Here is a 14894-nt window from a genome sequence, read left to right on the forward strand (position 1 = left end):
TCACAACCGCCAAGCGATGCTGATTCCGCCCCATCATTCTCCCGCTTCGCCAGCCGGAACGGCGGGAGCACGGCACTTGGAATGCGGCGCCGGGGCGATAGTCTCGGTCCAAGGCAACGTTGACGATTGGATGAACATGCGGCGCTACTTCGAAGATTTTAGCCTCGGCGAAACGTGGACGAGCAAACCCGTCACCCTGACGGAAGAAGATATCATCACCTACGCACGCCACTACGATCCGCAGCCGATCCACACGGATCCGGAGAAGGCAGCGGCCGGCCGGTTTGGCTCCGTGATTGCCAGCGGCTGGCAGATCGCCGCGCTTTCCATGAAGCTCTTCGTGGAATCAGGCGGCTATGGCGAGACGCCCATGGTGGGGCTCGGCATCGACACCCTGCGCTGGCGACGCCCGGTTCGTCCTGGCGACACGCTGCAAGTCACCCGCGAGGTCGTGGAGCTTGACCGCCACAAGACGAGGCCGGAGTTCGGTATCGTCAAGACCCAGGTGACGATGACAAACCAGGATGGCGAGACCGTCATGACACTGATGTCGCTGGGGCAGGTTCCCTGTCGCCCGATCTGAGTTTTTGGTTTTCGCGGTTCCGGACGGAAAACTGGTTTCCAGTTTTCCTGGAACTGCTTTAGGTGAACGAGTCCTTGATCCGGGCGAGGTCGCGGGTGATCTCGGCCGAGGTCGATTTCAAGGATGGCACGTAGCGCTCACAGGCTTCGGGCTCGGAAAAGGCTGAGGTGAAATAGGTGAGCCCCAGGCTCGCCACCACCCGGCCGTTCTCGTTCATGATCGGCACGGCGATGGTGTTGGAGTTGCGCGGTTCCACATGCCGCACGCGTGAGGCGAAGCCCTGGGCCTGCACCTTCTTCACAAGCTGCTCCAACCGCGCCGGATCATGCGCCAGCATGTTTTCCGGATCGTCCGAATGCCGTAGCATCTCGATGATCAGGTCGAACTCCTCCCTCGGCGTGAAGGCCAGATAGGCGAGCCCCATGCCGCGCGTCAGCAGGCCGAGGCGCATGTTGATCGTCTTGTGGAACGGCGACATGGAGCTGTCCGGCACCGTGCTGAAGCGCACCACCACAGCGTCGCGGTCGAGCAGCGAAATCGAGACCGGCCACTGGTACTTGCGCGTCAGCGCCACTGCCCAGGGCCGGCCGGCTTCGACCACCATAGGTTCCTTGTGAAAGCCCGAGCTCAGCGATCCGACCAGCGCACTCACCTGGTATCCGCCGACTCGCGGATCGCTTTCGACAAAGCCCAGGCTCTCAAGCGTCTGCAGGATGCGGACAAGCGTCGGCTTTGGCAGTCTGGTTCGGGCATGCAGATGAGCGATGGATGAGTATGGCTGCATATTCATTTCCTGCAGCACGAGCATTGCCCGTTCAATGGCACGAATTCCCACGTGGACCCTCCCTCTTGGACCCTCCTGTTCCGTTGCGCGAAACGCCATGATCCTTACGTTGGCTACCAAAACTGTCAAGCTCTATGGTCCTCCTCACCAAACACGGAGGAATTTTGCATGGCTTCGGGCACGTACCGGCAAGAGGCGCGAGAGCTTATCGACACGATCGATGATGAGGTAGCCAATGCGCTTCTGAAAGGCGCTCTGGACCTACACGTCCATTCTGGCCCATCAACGATGCCGCGCCAGGTGGACCATTTCCAGGCCACGGAAGAGGCGGCGGCAGCGGGCATGCGAGCCCTGCTGTTCAAGGACCATCACTATTCGGTCGCGCCCTTCATCCCGATCATGGATCGCGTGCTGGGCCACCTCGGCGTCGCCATGTACAGCGGCCTTGTGCTCAACAATACCGTCGGCGGGCTGAACCCGTTCGTGGTGGACGCGCAGCTCAAGATGGGCGCCAAGCTGATCTGGATGCCGACGGCTCAATCGGCCAATCACATCCGCAGTTCGCACGGCAAGACCCGCCTTGCGTCCAACGTCAAGCTGAAGCCTGCGCCCGGCATCACGGTCATCGATGCTTACGGCAACCTCTTGGATGAGGTGAAGGAGATCCTCGATCTGATCGCGGGATCCGACGCGATCCTGTCGTCCGGTCACCTGCATGTTTCCGAGATCTGGACGCTGTTCGAGGAAGCAAAGAAGCGCGGCGTGAAGCGGCTGCTGATCAACCACCCGATGTATGGCCTGCACTTCACCTATGACGATATCGCGGGGCTTGCCGACCTTGGCGCGCTGGTTGAACAGTCGGCCTGCCTCTACATCGACTCGCGCTTCAATGTCTTTTCTCCGCAGGAACTCAAGGAGCATATCCTTGCCGCCGGTGTGGAGCGTTCCTCCATCGGTTCGGACCTCGGTCAGGTGGACAATCCCACGCCGGTCGAAGGCATGCGGCAGGCTATCAAGCTCTGCCTTGCCCTCGGCTTCACCGAGGATGAAGTGCGCCTGATGGTGCGCGACAACCCGGCAAGGCTGGTGGGTCTGCCCGTCGAGTGAGGGGTAGACTGCGTTGTCGGCGCTGACGTCGGCAACGCTTGAAAAAGAATGGACCAGGTCGGCTTTCCAATCCGATAATCCACTACAATGCAGGCGAATAGCCATTCGGGAGGCGGCGGGATGATGCAGGCAATCGAGATAGAACGTCCGGGCGGACCAGAGGTTCTGCGCAGGACCGAGATGCCCAAACCACGCGCGGAAGCAGGGCAAGTGGTGATCCGCGTCCTTGCCGCGGGCGTAAATCGTCCTGATATCCAGCAGCGGCGCGGCCTTTATCCGCCGCCGCCTGGAGCTTCGCCCATCCCCGGTCTCGACGTGGCCGGCGTGGTCGAAGAGGTCGGCGCTGGTGTAGAGATGCCGAAGGTCGGCGACAGCGTCTGTGCGCTAACCAACGGTGGCGGCTATGCGCAGTTCTGCAGCGTTCCCGCCGAGCAATGCATGCAGATCCCGCGTGGCTTGAGCTATGTCGAGGGAGCGTCGCTCCCGGAGGTCTATTTCACTGCATGGAACAACGTGATCTGGCTCGGACAGCTTGCCCAGGGCGAGAGCCTGCTGGTGCAGGGCGGAACCAGCGGCGTCGGCATGGCGGCGATCCAGATCGCGCGGCAGCTGCGCGACGCCACCGTCATCGCGACCGCCGGGACGCCGGAAAAGCGTCAGGCCTGCCTCGAGATCGGTGCGCATCACGCGATCGATTATCGCGGCGACTGGGAGAGCGAGGTCAAGCGTCTCACCAATGGTGAAGGCGTTGATGTCGTGCTGGACGCACAGGCGGGCGACTACACCCAGAAGCAGCTCAACCTGTTGAAGCCGGATGGGCGTCTGGTGTTCATCGCAAGCCACAAGGGCGAATTCGCCGAGGTCAATATCCGCGCCATCGTGCGCCGCCGTCTGACGCTCACCGGCTCGACGCTGCGGCCGCGTCCCGCCTCCTACAAGGGTGCGATTGCGCGGGAACTGGTGCAACAGGTCTGGCCTCTGCTCGAGCAGGGCAAGATCGTGACCCGCATCCACGCCGTCTTCCCATGGGAAGAGGTGCGCGACGCACATACGCTGCTCGACCTCAACGAGCAGATCGGCAAGGTGGTGCTGGCGCTCGATCCGGACGCTGCTGCCGAGGTTCCGTACGCGGTGGGTACTGCGTGATGCTGACCGTCGAACACGCCACGGATTTCCAGGCCCATGTGGGAGAGACCATCGGCTCCTCCCACTGGTTCCTGGTCGAGCAGAAGAACATCGACGATTTCGCCCGGCTGTCCGGTGACGACAACTGGATGCACATCGACACGGAGCGGGCCGCCCGCGAAATGCCGGGCGGCAAGACCATCGCCCATGGGGTCTATCTCCTGTCCCTGATCCCGTGGCTGCAGCGCGAGATTTTCTCCATCCAGCGGCGCGGGCGCGGCTTCAATTACGGCTACGAGCGCGTCCGCTTCCTGAAGCCTGTGGAGGTCGGCAGCCGCATCCGGTTGAGCATGAGCCCGGTGCAGGCAACGCGGCAGGCGACTGGCACACGCGTCGAGTTCGAATCCACGCTGGAGCTTGAAGGATCCGAAAAGCCCGCGCTGGTGGCACGCAGCCTTATTCTGTTCGAGGATGAGCGGTGATGTCGCCCGAGGATGGAAACAGTATCGTAAAGCAGATACTTGCGCACGGAGTTGAGCGTCAGGGTGAAGAAGCCCTGCGCAGCGGTTCGGTGAGCCTCAGCTGGGGTGAGCTACGCAGCAATGTGCTCTCGGTCGCGGGCCATCTTCGCCCGATCCTGGCGAGTGGCGGCGGTCGTATCGCACTCCTGGGGGGCGCCAGTGCTGAATTGGTGGTCGCCTATCTCGCTACGATCGCTGCCGGTGGCTGCGCCGTTCCCCTGCCGGTCTCGGCACATCGCGATGCGCTTGCCGGAATGCTGACGGACTGCGAGCCGGACCTCATCATCGCGCATGAAGATGCTCTTTCCATGCTGGACGGGATCGCCAACGCGCCGGTCGTCTCTGTTCGGCCGGGTAAGGGCATGCCGGAGGAGCTGATCGCAGCGTCTCTCGAAGCTCCCGTTCCTGTGCCAGGCGAGACACCTTTCAACATCATCTACAGTTCCGGCACGACGGGACGGCCCAAGGGCATCGTGCATTCTCACACAATGCGCTATCGGCAGTCGGCGCGGAGCCTCTTCGGCCTTGGGCCGGATTGCACCATGCTGCTCGCGACGCCGCTCTATTCCAACACGACGCTGATGCCGCTGCTCGCTGCCCTTTTCCATGGCGCGCGGGTAATCCTGATGCCCAAGTTCGATGCGCAGACCTATCTCGATCTGGCCGAAGCGGAGCGTGCGACCCATACGATGCTGGTGCCGGTGCAATATCAGCGCGTGATGGCGGTTGAAGGTTTCGACGATCGCGACCTTACATCTTTCAGGATAAAGCAGAGCACCGGTGCGCCGCTGCACGCCAGCATCAAGCAGGCTTTGCTTGAGAGGTGGCCGGGGCGTTTCCTGGATGTCTATGGCCTCACCGAAGGCGGCTGCACCTGCATTCTCGACCTCACCGCCTTTCCGCACAAGGCGCACACGGTGGGAAGGCCTGCCGACGGCAACGACATCCGCGTCATTGATGAAGCAGGCAATTTCCTGCCCGCCGGTGAGCGCGGCGAGATTGTCGGGCGCTCGGCGACCATGATGTCCGGCTATTTCCGCAATGAGGAAGCGAGCCGTGCGTTCTACTGGCGCGATGCGGAGGGAACGCTGTTTCACCGCACCGGCGACATCGGCATGTTCGACGAAGACGGCTTTGTCGTGCTGGTTGACCGCCGCAAGGACATGATCATCTCCGGCGGGTTCAATATCTATGCCTCCGATCTTGAAGAGAAGCTCCTTGCCCACCCGGATGTAAGCGACGCAGCCGTGATTGCCATACCGAGCGAACGCTGGGGCGAGACGCCGCTAGGTTTCATCGTGCCGCGCAACGGTGCGAAACTTGACCCGCAGGCCGTGCTCGAATGGGCAAATGACCAGCTCGGCAGGATGCAGCGGCTCTCCGCCCTGGAACTCCGCGACGAACTTCCAAGGTCGCCCCTCGGCAAGGTGCTGAAGCAGGAATTGCGGAAGCCCTATTGGGAGAAACGGCCGTGAGTGACGCGTCAATTCCTGCCCTTGGGGCTCCGCAAGTGGCGCTTGTCACGGGCGCCAGCAGTGGCATCGGCATGGCCACCGCGCGCAGGCTCGCCGCTCTCGGCTCTACCGTCATTGTCGGCTATCACAGCCGCCGCGATGCTGCTGAGGCGGTTGTCCAGAGCCTTGAGGGCTCCGGCCACATTGCTCTGCGCATCGCGATTGATGAGCCGGCTTCCATCATCGAAGCCGCCGCTGAGGTGGAGCGCACATTCGGCCGGCTGGATGCATTGGTGAACAATGGCGGTGCGACGACGGCGGTTCCGGCCAATGATCTCGACAAGTTGAGCGACGAGATCTTCGACCGGACCGTGACCACCAACCTGCGCGGTCCGTTTGCCATGATCCGCGCCTTCCGTCCGCTGCTTGAAAAGGGCGAAGGGGCGGCGATCGTCAACATTTCGTCCATCGCGGCGCGGACCGGGCAGGGAAGCAGCCTCGCCTATCTGGCGGCCAAGGCTGGTGTGGACGCGCTGACGATCGCGCTGGCGAAGGTTTTGGCGCCAAAGATCCGCGTTTTTTCCGTGTCTCCGGCGGGCGTCGACACCGATTTCGTTCCGGGCAGATCGCGGGAACTGCTGCTGAAGTCTGCGGAGAAGCAGCCGCTTGCCCGCCTGACGCAGCCGGACGACGTGGCGCGGGCGGTAATCGCCTGCATCGTCTACCTGACAAGCGCCACAGGAATTGTCGTGCCGGTTGATGAGGGCCGGCATCTTTAGATCAAGCAGACCCAGTGGGGCAGCGGTAGAGGAGACCGGAGCCGATGCACAGATTGAAATTCTACATTGATGGTTCCTGGGTCGATCCGCTCGAGCCCAAGCCGTTGCCTGTCATCAATCCGGCGACGGAAGAGGCTATCGCCGACATCAACCTCGGCTCCGCTGCGGACGTTGACCGGGCGGCAAAAGCGGCCCGGCGCGCCTTCGCAACCTATTCGGAAACGAGTGTCGAGGAGCGTCTGCGCTATCTTGAGCGCATCATTGCCGGCTTCAAGCTCCACTTGCCGGAGCTGGCTCGCACGATGACGCTGGAAATGGGCTCGCCCATCACCTTCTCGACCGAACGCCAGGCTACGGTCGCGCTGTTCCATTTTGAAGAAGCAGCCCGTGTCCTCGAAAAGTTCGAGTTCGAGGAACGCTGGCCAACGGGTATCGTCCGCCATGAGCCGATCGGCGTGTGCGGGTTGATCACGCCGTGGAACTGGCCGCTCAACCAGGTTGCGTCCAAGGTTGCCCCGGCGATTGCGGCGGGCTGCACGGTGGTGCTGAAGCCGAGCGAGATTGCACCGCTGAGCTCCATGCTGCTGGCCGACATCATTCATAGCTCGGGGCTGCCGGCGGGCGTTTTCAATCTTGTGAATGGCGATGGTCCCACCGTCGGAGAAGCGATCGCTTCTCATCCGGAGATCGACATGGTGTCGTTCACCGGCTCGACTTCTGCCGGCATCAAGGTGGCAAAGCTCGCCGCCGATGGCGTCAAGCGCGTGGCCCAGGAACTTGGCGGCAAGTCTGCCAATATCATCCTGCCCAATGCCGATATCCGCAAGTCCGTCATTGCAGGCGTGCATGCCTGCAACACCAATGCCGGGCAGAACTGCCAGTCGCCGACGCGGATGCTGGTGCACCGCTCGCACCGTGATGAAGCATTTGACGCTGCCCGCGTGGCGATCGACAGCATCCGGCTTGGCGATCCGCTGGATCCGGCGACGACCATGGGTCCGCTTGTCAGCCAGGCGCAAGCCGACCGGGTGCAGCGCTATATCCAGCTGGGCGTGGACGAGGGTGCGACGCTGGTGGCCGGCGGTCCAGGGCGTCCGGCCGAGCTCAACCATGGCTACTATGTGCGTCCGACCGTGTTCGGTGACGTCACGTCCGACATGACCATTGCGCGCGAGGAAATTTTCGGGCCGGTGCTCGCGATCATGAGCTACGATACGGAGGAAGAGGCGATCGCGATTGCCAACGATACGTCCTTCGGTCTTGCAGGCTTTGTCCAGTCCGCAGATCCGGTGCGGGCACGCAAGGTGGCAAACCGCATCCGGGCCGGCCGCGTCTATTTCAATGGAGCACCGTTCGACCGGAGTCTGCCTTTTGGTGGCTACAAGCAATCGGGTAACGGCCGTGAGTTCGGTTTACATGGCTTCATGGAATATCTGGAAGTAAAGGCGCTTGTCGGATTCCCTGAGTAGCGCCCAAAAAGAATAACTTGCAGGTTAAACGGCAGAAATATCTCTGCTGCGCTTGGTGGCTCGCCTCTGGCTTCCGTGTTCCACTTGTCGGAACGCCAATGGTGAAAGCTATGTTTGGCCGAGTGAACAGCCTAACCTGATGCCTGGAGATAAACGCTTCTGCCGTTTCGTAGAGCGGCAGGCCAGCGGAAGGGAGGCTCCGTGAACATTCGTCAAGACACTATACTTGGGACATTCTTTGTGGTCATCGGCGTCACCGCATTTTTGATGGCGCGCCAATATTCGTTCGGAACGACCGCCAGAATGGGTCCCGGCTATTTTCCGGTCATCATCTCGGCGCTGCTCGCTCTGACGGGTGCGGCCATCCTGCTGCGCGGACGTATCGGACAAACGGCCATTGTTGAAAGGGGCCGTTTGAAACCGCTGGCCATCGTTCTCGCATCCATTGTCATCTTTGGACTTCTGGTCGAGGGACTGGGTTTGCCGGTGTCGGTTTTCGTCCTGATCGTCATCGCGGCCATGGGAAGCGTTAAATTCTCGTGGAACTGGCGCACCGCTGCCGCAGCGGCAGTCTTCTCCGCAATCTGCGGTCTGCTCTTTGTCCGCCTCCTGGGGATCCCCATTCCGATGTTCGGAACGTGGCTCCAGGCGGTTGGCCTCTAGAATCCTGGGAGGAAGACATGGACGTATTTGACGGGATCCTGCTCGGGTTCGCCACTGCCACAACCTTCACAAACTTCGCCTATTGTTTCGCCGGCGTGGTGCTTGGAACTGCCGTTGGAGTGCTGCCGGGTCTCGGGCCGGTGGCCACGATCTCCATGCTGCTGCCGTTCACCTTCGGCCTGCCGGTGGATACGGCGCTGATCATGCTGGCGGGCATCTTCTACGGCTCGCAATACGGCGGTTCCACAACTGCGATCCTCATGAACCTGCCGGGTGAGGCGTCATCGGTCGTCACCACGCTGGACGGCCACCAGATGGCAATGCAGGGGAAGGCCGGCCGAGCGCTTGCGGCCGCTGCAATCGGCAGCTTCTTTGCCGGAAGTATCGGCACGTTGTTCATCGTCATCGCCGCCCCACTGCTTGCAAGCCTGGCTCTCACCTTTGGACCGGCAGAGTATTTCTCGCTGATCGTGCTGGGACTTGTGACGTCCATGGTTCTCACCAGCGGATCACTGCTGACGGCCCTCGGCATGGTGCTGTTCGGCATGCTGCTCGGCATGGTGGGCACTGATGTTAACTCCGGTGCTGCCCGCTACACGTTTGGTACACCCCATCTCTACGACGGTCTCGATTTCGTGGTGATTGCTACCGGAATCTTCGGCCTGGGCGATGTGCTCGCCAATCTGGAGAACGAGCATACGCGGAAAGCGACCATCGCGAAGGTCAGCAGCCTGTTCCCAACACGCGAAGACTGGAAACGTATGGTCGGGCCGATCCTGCGCGGCACGGGCCTTGGCGTTGTCCTCGGCGTGCTGCCGGGTGCCGGTGTGCTGCTCGCTTCATTTTCCGCCTATGCGCTGGAAAAGAAGGTGTCCAAGCATCCCGAACAGTTCGGTCAGGGCGCGATCGAAGGTGTAGCTGGTCCGGAATCGGCCAACAATGCCGCCGCGCAGACCTGCTTCATCCCGATGCTGACGCTGGGCCTTCCCGGCACCGCGACCATGGCGCTGATGATCGGTGCGATGATCGTTCAGGGTGTGCAGCCGGGTCCGGAGATCCTCACCCAACAGCCGGCGCTCTTCTGGGGCCTCATCGTATCCATGTGGATCGGCAACGTGATGCTTCTGTTCCTGAACCTGCCGCTGGTCGGCGTCTGGGCGAGGCTCATCTCGGTGCCGTACCACTTCCTGTTCCCGATCATCTGCGTGTTCACGGTCATCGGCGCCTACAGCATCAGCAACAGCGTGTTCGACATCTACCTGATGGCACTGTTCGGCCTGCTCGGATACTGCTTCCGGAAGGTGGGTGCGGAGCCCGCACCGCTGATCCTGGCGCTTATCCTCGGGCCTATGGCGGAGGAATACCTACGGCGCGCACTGCTCCTGTCGCATGGCGACGCGAGCGTGTTCGTTACCAGCCCCCTGAGCCTCGGCACGTTGATTGTCGCCGCGCTGCTGGTTGCTTCGATCCTGCTGCCGCAGTTCCGCAAGGTGCGGGAGGAGGGGCTGCAGGAAGTCGATTGATACTCCAAGTAGAACAACATCCGTTTAATATCAGTATCTTGTCAGATTTCGTTGAATAACAGTCTCAGGGAGAAAAAATGCACCAGCAGAATGAAGCAAGACTTCAGGCGATGCTCGATCGGGAGGAACTGTTTGACCTGGTGCGGCGCGAGCGCTTTGCCCGGGACCAGCAGCGCTTCGACGTGATGAGCGACTGCTTCCACCGCGACGCCTATATCCGCACCAGCTGGTACGACGCTCGCGGTGGACAGGCCTATGTGGACGCCACGCGCACCTGGATGACGAAGACCGGCAACAGCAAACACTGGGTGTTCCCGGCCTTCGCGCAGGTGGTTGGCGATCGCGCGACCGTCGAGAGCCCGGCAACCATCTTCAACCGCGCCAAGGTAGAGGGCGTGGAGGTGGATTTTTTTGTCTTCTGCCGCTTTTACTCGCGTGCAGTTCGAGAAGATGGAGTGTGGAAGCTCTTGAGCTTCCACGTCTTCTTCGAACGCGATGTAATGAAGCCGATCAATCCTTCGGAAGTCTTGCCGATCGATTGGGACGTACTTTCCACCATGCGGCCTTCCTACAAGTTCTTGAGCTACATGCAGCACACACGCGGCATAAAGGTGAACCAGGAGCTTCTGGGGGACGACCGTCCTGAGGAACTGAGCGCCTTCCACCAGGAGGAAGAACGCTGGCTCCGGGGCGGGGACTGAGTTGCAGCCCAGTCCCTGTTCCAAAGGGCGGAACGGTTGCAACCATGAATTTTGAATGCCCGTGAGACGGGTTAATGTCCATTGATATCGGCGCTGAGGAGGCCCGATACGGATCGGGAGGATTGACCATGAATAGACGTGAACTCATCGTTCTCGGTGGGTCCGCAGCAGTGCTGGCCTCTACCGGAATTTCGTTCGCAGATGACTGGCCGTCGAAGAAACCGGTGACCGTCATTTCCGCCTACCCGCCTGGCGGAAGCAGCGATATTATCGCTCGCCTGGTGGCCGACCTTCTGGCGGCGAAGTACAACCAGCAGTTCACGGTGGAGAACATTGCGGGAGCGGCCGGCGCCCTTGCCGGTAGCAAGCTCGCGCGTTCTGCCCCAGACGGCTACACGATCCTCGTTAGCGGCAGTGCGCCGATTGCGGCCAACAAGGTGGTCCAAAAGGATCTGTCGTACGATCCCCAGGAGGATTTCGTACCAATCACGGTTGTTGCAGAAAGCCCGGCGTTGCTTTCCGCCAGCTCCAAGGCGCCGGCGAACACCCTCCAGGAATTGCTTGACTATGCCAAGGCAAATCCGGGCAAGGTCAACATCGGCAATCCCGGTGCAGGCACCAAGGGCCACATTTGCGCCGCCGCCATCGGCCTGCAGATGGGTGTCGAGCTCAACCACATCCCCTACAAGGGTTCGCCGCCGCTCATGACAGACGTCCTTGGCGGACACATCGACTTCGCCCTTGATGCTCCTTCCAACTATCTGCCGCATATCAAGAACGGGAAAATCAAGGGGCTCGCTGTGACCTCGGCCCAGCGTCTTCCCGAAATTCCGGATGTTCCCACTGTAGCCGAGGCAGGTGTGGAAGGCTTTGAGGCCACGCTATGGTTCGGAGCGGTCGGGCCGAAGGGAATGCCTGACGAGATTGCGCTGGCGATCCAGCAGGCGATCAAGGAATGGTCGGACACGCCGGAAGCCAAGGAGAAGCTTGCCACCCTCGGGCTGCAGGCCGTTGCCAATACACCGGACGAGATGCGCGTCACCATTCAGAAGGAGATCGACTCGATCCGCCCGCTGGTCGACGCAGGACTGGTCCAGCCGAGCTGATCCGCAGCAGGCTGCAAAGTCTAACACTGTCGGGAACTCCGCTCGCGGCTTATTAGCCGGCTGGGGGAGTTCGCCGATAGCGCGATATGAGACGGCAGGAATAGGCCTGCCGTTGAACCATTTGTTGCCTGTCGCCTTCCGCGGATGCTCTATAGAGCAGTCCCCGGAACAGTGGGCACCAGTTCCCGTCTGGGACTACCAACAAACAATTGATCTGGATCCCGTCAGCGTTCCCAAGGAAGGCCGAAGGACTCAGAAAGCTGGTACTGGGTAGATCAGACAGTTTCTCTTGGAGGAGAGTTAATGAACATCTTTGTAAGAATTGGCGGCGGGCTTCTGGGTGCTGCTCTGGTAAGCGGGGGGCTCATGGCCTCGGCGGCTGCCAAGGATCCGTATCCTGTCGATACGGTGACCATGATCGTGCCCTACGCCCCCGGCGGTTCGGGCGACATTGTGGGCCGCATTGTGGCCGACGAACTGGGCAAGAAGTTTGACGCCACTTTCGTGGTGGAGAATGTTGGTGGCGGCAGTGGAACGATCGGCGCCGAGCGCGCCGCACGTGGTGCGGCCGATGGTTCGATCCTGCTCCTCGCAGGCAATGCGATCATCACCACGGCTCCGCATCTTTCCGACGTCGGGTTTGATCCGATCGCCGATCTGAAGGCAGTTGCCAATGTCAGCGAGGCGCCGCGTGCGCTCGTCGCTTCGAAGTCGCTGCCGGTCAACAATTTCGAGGAATTCGTCGCCTATGCGAAGGAGCATCCAGGCGAATTGAACTATGGCAGCGTCGGCGTGGGCTCCACCGGGCATATCGCGACGGTTGACATGCTTCGCGCCGTCGGCATCGAAGCCAATCACATTCCCTATTCTGGCGCCGCCCAGGTGGTCCAGGCCGTCCTGTCGGGCGACATCCAGTTCATGCTTGATGCCGCCGCCTTCGCCCAGGTGAAGCAGGGAACCGTGACGCCGCTTGCAGTGCCGGGCATCGAGCGCCTTCCGGAATATCCGGACATCCCTTCGCTTGGCGAGCTGGGCTTTGAATCCATCCGCGGCACCGGTCTGCAGATGGTAATGGCTCCGGCCGGAACGCCGGCAGAAGTGCTGGCGGCCGTCGAAGCCGCGCTCAAGGCAAGCAGTGAAACGGAAGAGTTCAAGGAAACGCTTCGGCGCGCCAACGTGAACCCTCGTTTCATTTCCAGCGAAGAGCTGTCTCAGGCTCTCAAGGAAGAATACGACCATTACAGCACGCTTCTGACCGAGATGGGCGTCAAGAAATAGAGGTAAGCTAACCTCCCACTCGGCGCAGAAGCTTCTGGAAGCTTCTGCGCCGTTTTTTTGAAGTGGATGGGCAAGAGGCCCGGAGAACCCTATGAAAAGTTACAGTTTCCAATTGGCCGAATGGGCTCAGGCTTTCACGCTCGAAGATGCAACACCCCGCGTGCTTGCGGATGCAAAGCTGCATCTGCTCGACGTCATCGGCGTCATGATCGCTTCTTACCAGCACCAGACTGTCCAGGCAGCGAAGCGTGCAATTCAGGACTCCGATGCCGGAGGCCGGGGCGCCTATCCGTTGCTGGACAGCAGCGAAACCTCTCTGGCGGGAGCGGCATTCGTCAATGGCGTCGCCTCCGCCGTGCTCGAGTTTGATGACACCCATATCCAGACCAATATCCACCCGACCGGCGTAATCGCCTCTGCCGCACTTCCGATTGCCCAGGCGAACGGAATGACGGGAAGACAGCTTTTGGAAGCGGTCATCCCGGCCCTGGAGATCCTGTGCCGTCTCGGCCTCGTTTCACCGGTGCGCATGCACGAGGTTGGACTTCACCCGACCAGCGTCTACGGCGTCTTCGCTGCTGCCTATGCCGCAGCAAAACTCAAGGGTCTCGACGTGAAAACCATGGCGGATGCCGTGGGCACCTCCGCCAGCCTTTCTGCCGGCTCCATCGCCTCGTTCGAGGACGGCACGTCCACCAAGACGTTGCATGTCGGCTTTGCCGCCTCGGCCGCGATACGCGCGGTGGCGCTGGCCGCACAAGGCATTTCCGGCCCGGGCCGCGTTTTCGAAGGCAAGTACGGGTGGTACGCAAGCTATGTGCAGTCGAAACCGGATTTCCGGTTCTCCGCCCTGACAGACGATCTCGGAGCGAAGTGGCATTCGCTCGATATCGCGACCAAGATCTATCCCGTCGCCTATACGTTGATACCCTTCATCGAGGCGGCACTGGAGCTGCGCAAGCAGTGCACGATCGATCCTGACCAGATCCGCGAGATCCGCTGCGCGATCATGCCTCGTTCGTTCCATACTGTCTGTGAGCCGGTCGAGGAGAAGCGTCGTCCGCTCACTTCATGGCATGGCCGCATCAGCATTCAGCACACGGTTGCCGAAGCGCTCGTGCTCGGACGCTTCGACAAGAACGCCTTCGCCGAGGAAAGTTTGAGGAACCCGGTCATCAACGCTTTGGCCGACAAGGTTGTCCACGTTGCCGATCCGATCGCGGCAGCTGACACGACACGGTCGCGTGCCGTTATCACGATCGTCTTCAATGATGGTCAGGAAGCCAGCCACACGATCGAAGACATGCTCGGAACGGCAAAGAACCCGGCGACCGAGGAAGTCTACATCCGGAAGTTCCGCTCAAACGTCGATGGCGTGATTTCGGCTGAAGCTGCTGATGCTCTGATCGAGGACTTGCTCCATCTCGAGAACGCCGCGAACGTGGATCTGATTTTCTCAAGGCTTCGGGGCTAGAGCAATTCCAGGAAAGGTGGGAACCGGTTTTCCGTCAGGAACCGCGAGAAGCCAAGGTTAGAGCAGAAGAGGGGAGCCGCTTCCTTCCGGCTCGAGAGAAACGAATACTCCTCCCAAGCACTTGGCCGCTGCTTCAAAAGCAGCGGCCTCTTTTTTTTCGTCGATCGCTTCAGATGTTTGTACCGTTGGTGCAGTCCCAGGAGCTATGGCGGAAACTGGGTGATGACGGTTTGAGAGAGGCGGCGTATCGAGGCGGGTGACAAAGCCTGCCAGAACCTCACGAGGAGCGATACGCCATGAAGACAGATACCACCATTGTTTCCTTTC

At 61.0% G+C, this 14894-nt stretch carries 15 protein-coding genes; 13 read left to right on the plus strand and 2 right to left on the minus strand.

Translation table 11 applies throughout. The features are described from left to right. The first annotated feature begins 130 nt into the window (after positions 1 to 130). Entirely contained in the window at positions 131 to 583 is a 453-nt protein-coding gene (locus IEX27_RS17670) for a MaoC family dehydratase (protein WP_244630430.1), read from the plus strand. Positions 584 to 641: 58 nt separating this feature from the next. Here the strand turns inward: IEX27_RS17670 and IEX27_RS17675 are convergent, their stop codons facing one another. Continuing rightward, positions 642 to 1418 (minus strand): IclR family transcriptional regulator domain-containing protein, encoded by a 777-nt coding sequence (locus IEX27_RS17675; protein WP_188722410.1) that lies wholly within the window; start codon positions 1416 to 1418, stop codon positions 642 to 644. Positions 1419 to 1535: 117 nt separating this feature from the next. On the opposite strand from IEX27_RS17675, the gene IEX27_RS17680 reads away from it, so the two are divergent. The 12 genes from IEX27_RS17680 to IEX27_RS17735 all read left to right on the plus strand — a co-directional run bounded on the left by IEX27_RS17680 (position 1536) and on the right by IEX27_RS17735 (position 14567). Then, positions 1536 to 2474 carry a DUF6282 family protein gene (locus IEX27_RS17680; RefSeq protein ID WP_188722411.1) on the plus strand — a complete coding sequence of 313 codons (939 nt, stop codon included), beginning with the start codon at positions 1536 to 1538 and terminating at the stop codon, positions 2472 to 2474. Positions 2475 to 2594: 120 nt separating this feature from the next. Next, a complete protein-coding gene (locus IEX27_RS17685; protein ID WP_244630431.1) occupies positions 2595 to 3620 on the plus strand; it encodes an NAD(P)H-quinone oxidoreductase in 1026 nt (341 codons plus the stop codon). Then, the gene (locus tag IEX27_RS17690; RefSeq protein WP_188722412.1) at positions 3620 to 4081 is read left to right on the plus strand and encodes a MaoC family dehydratase; all 462 of its coding nucleotides are present in this window, start codon (positions 3620 to 3622) and stop codon (positions 4079 to 4081) included. Before IEX27_RS17685 ends, IEX27_RS17690 begins: the two co-directional genes overlap by 1 nt. After that, positions 4081 to 5595 carry a class I adenylate-forming enzyme family protein gene (locus IEX27_RS17695; protein ID WP_188722413.1) on the plus strand — a complete coding sequence of 505 codons (1515 nt, stop codon included), beginning with the start codon at positions 4081 to 4083 and terminating at the stop codon, positions 5593 to 5595. Before IEX27_RS17690 ends, IEX27_RS17695 begins: the two co-directional genes overlap by 1 nt. Then, complete coding sequence (locus tag IEX27_RS17700; RefSeq protein ID WP_244630432.1) at positions 5592 to 6353, plus strand: SDR family NAD(P)-dependent oxidoreductase; 762 nt, start codon at positions 5592 to 5594, stop codon at positions 6351 to 6353. The genes IEX27_RS17695 and IEX27_RS17700 overlap by 4 nt, the downstream gene beginning before the upstream one ends. A 44-nt stretch (positions 6354 to 6397) precedes the next feature. Beyond that, on the plus strand, positions 6398 to 7822 hold the full coding sequence (locus tag IEX27_RS17705; protein WP_188722414.1) for an aldehyde dehydrogenase family protein: 1425 nt from the start codon (positions 6398 to 6400) through the stop codon (positions 7820 to 7822). A 201-nt stretch (positions 7823 to 8023) separates the two neighbouring features. Continuing rightward, positions 8024 to 8485, plus strand: coding sequence for a tripartite tricarboxylate transporter TctB family protein (locus tag IEX27_RS17710; protein ID WP_188722415.1), 462 nt, complete (start codon positions 8024 to 8026; stop codon positions 8483 to 8485). A 17-nt stretch (positions 8486 to 8502) separates the two neighbouring features. Continuing rightward, complete coding sequence (locus IEX27_RS17715; protein ID WP_188722416.1) at positions 8503 to 10008, plus strand: tripartite tricarboxylate transporter permease; 1506 nt, start codon at positions 8503 to 8505, stop codon at positions 10006 to 10008. Positions 10009 to 10085: 77 nt separating this feature from the next. Further along, positions 10086 to 10709, plus strand: a complete 624-nt coding sequence (locus IEX27_RS17720; RefSeq protein ID WP_188722417.1) for a nuclear transport factor 2 family protein — start codon at positions 10086 to 10088, stop codon at positions 10707 to 10709. Positions 10710 to 10837: 128 nt separating this feature from the next. Further along, positions 10838 to 11815, plus strand: coding sequence for a Bug family tripartite tricarboxylate transporter substrate binding protein (locus IEX27_RS17725; RefSeq protein WP_188722418.1), 978 nt, complete (start codon positions 10838 to 10840; stop codon positions 11813 to 11815). A 303-nt stretch (positions 11816 to 12118) separates the two neighbouring features. Further along, a complete protein-coding gene (locus tag IEX27_RS17730) occupies positions 12119 to 13093 on the plus strand; it encodes a Bug family tripartite tricarboxylate transporter substrate binding protein (protein WP_188722419.1) in 975 nt (324 codons plus the stop codon). 91 nt (positions 13094 to 13184) lie between these two features. Beyond that, on the plus strand, positions 13185 to 14567 hold the full coding sequence (locus IEX27_RS17735) for an MmgE/PrpD family protein (protein ID WP_188722420.1): 1383 nt from the start codon (positions 13185 to 13187) through the stop codon (positions 14565 to 14567). Between the two features lie 57 nt (positions 14568 to 14624). Here IEX27_RS17735 and IEX27_RS21230 read toward each other — a convergent pair. Next, positions 14625 to 14894: hypothetical protein (locus IEX27_RS21230; protein WP_210315558.1), on the minus strand; the 270-nt coding region annotated here is incomplete at its 5' end.

This window comes from Nitratireductor aestuarii (assembly GCF_014641695.1).
Classification (GTDB): Bacteria; Pseudomonadota; Alphaproteobacteria; order Rhizobiales; family Rhizobiaceae; genus Chelativorans; species Chelativorans aestuarii.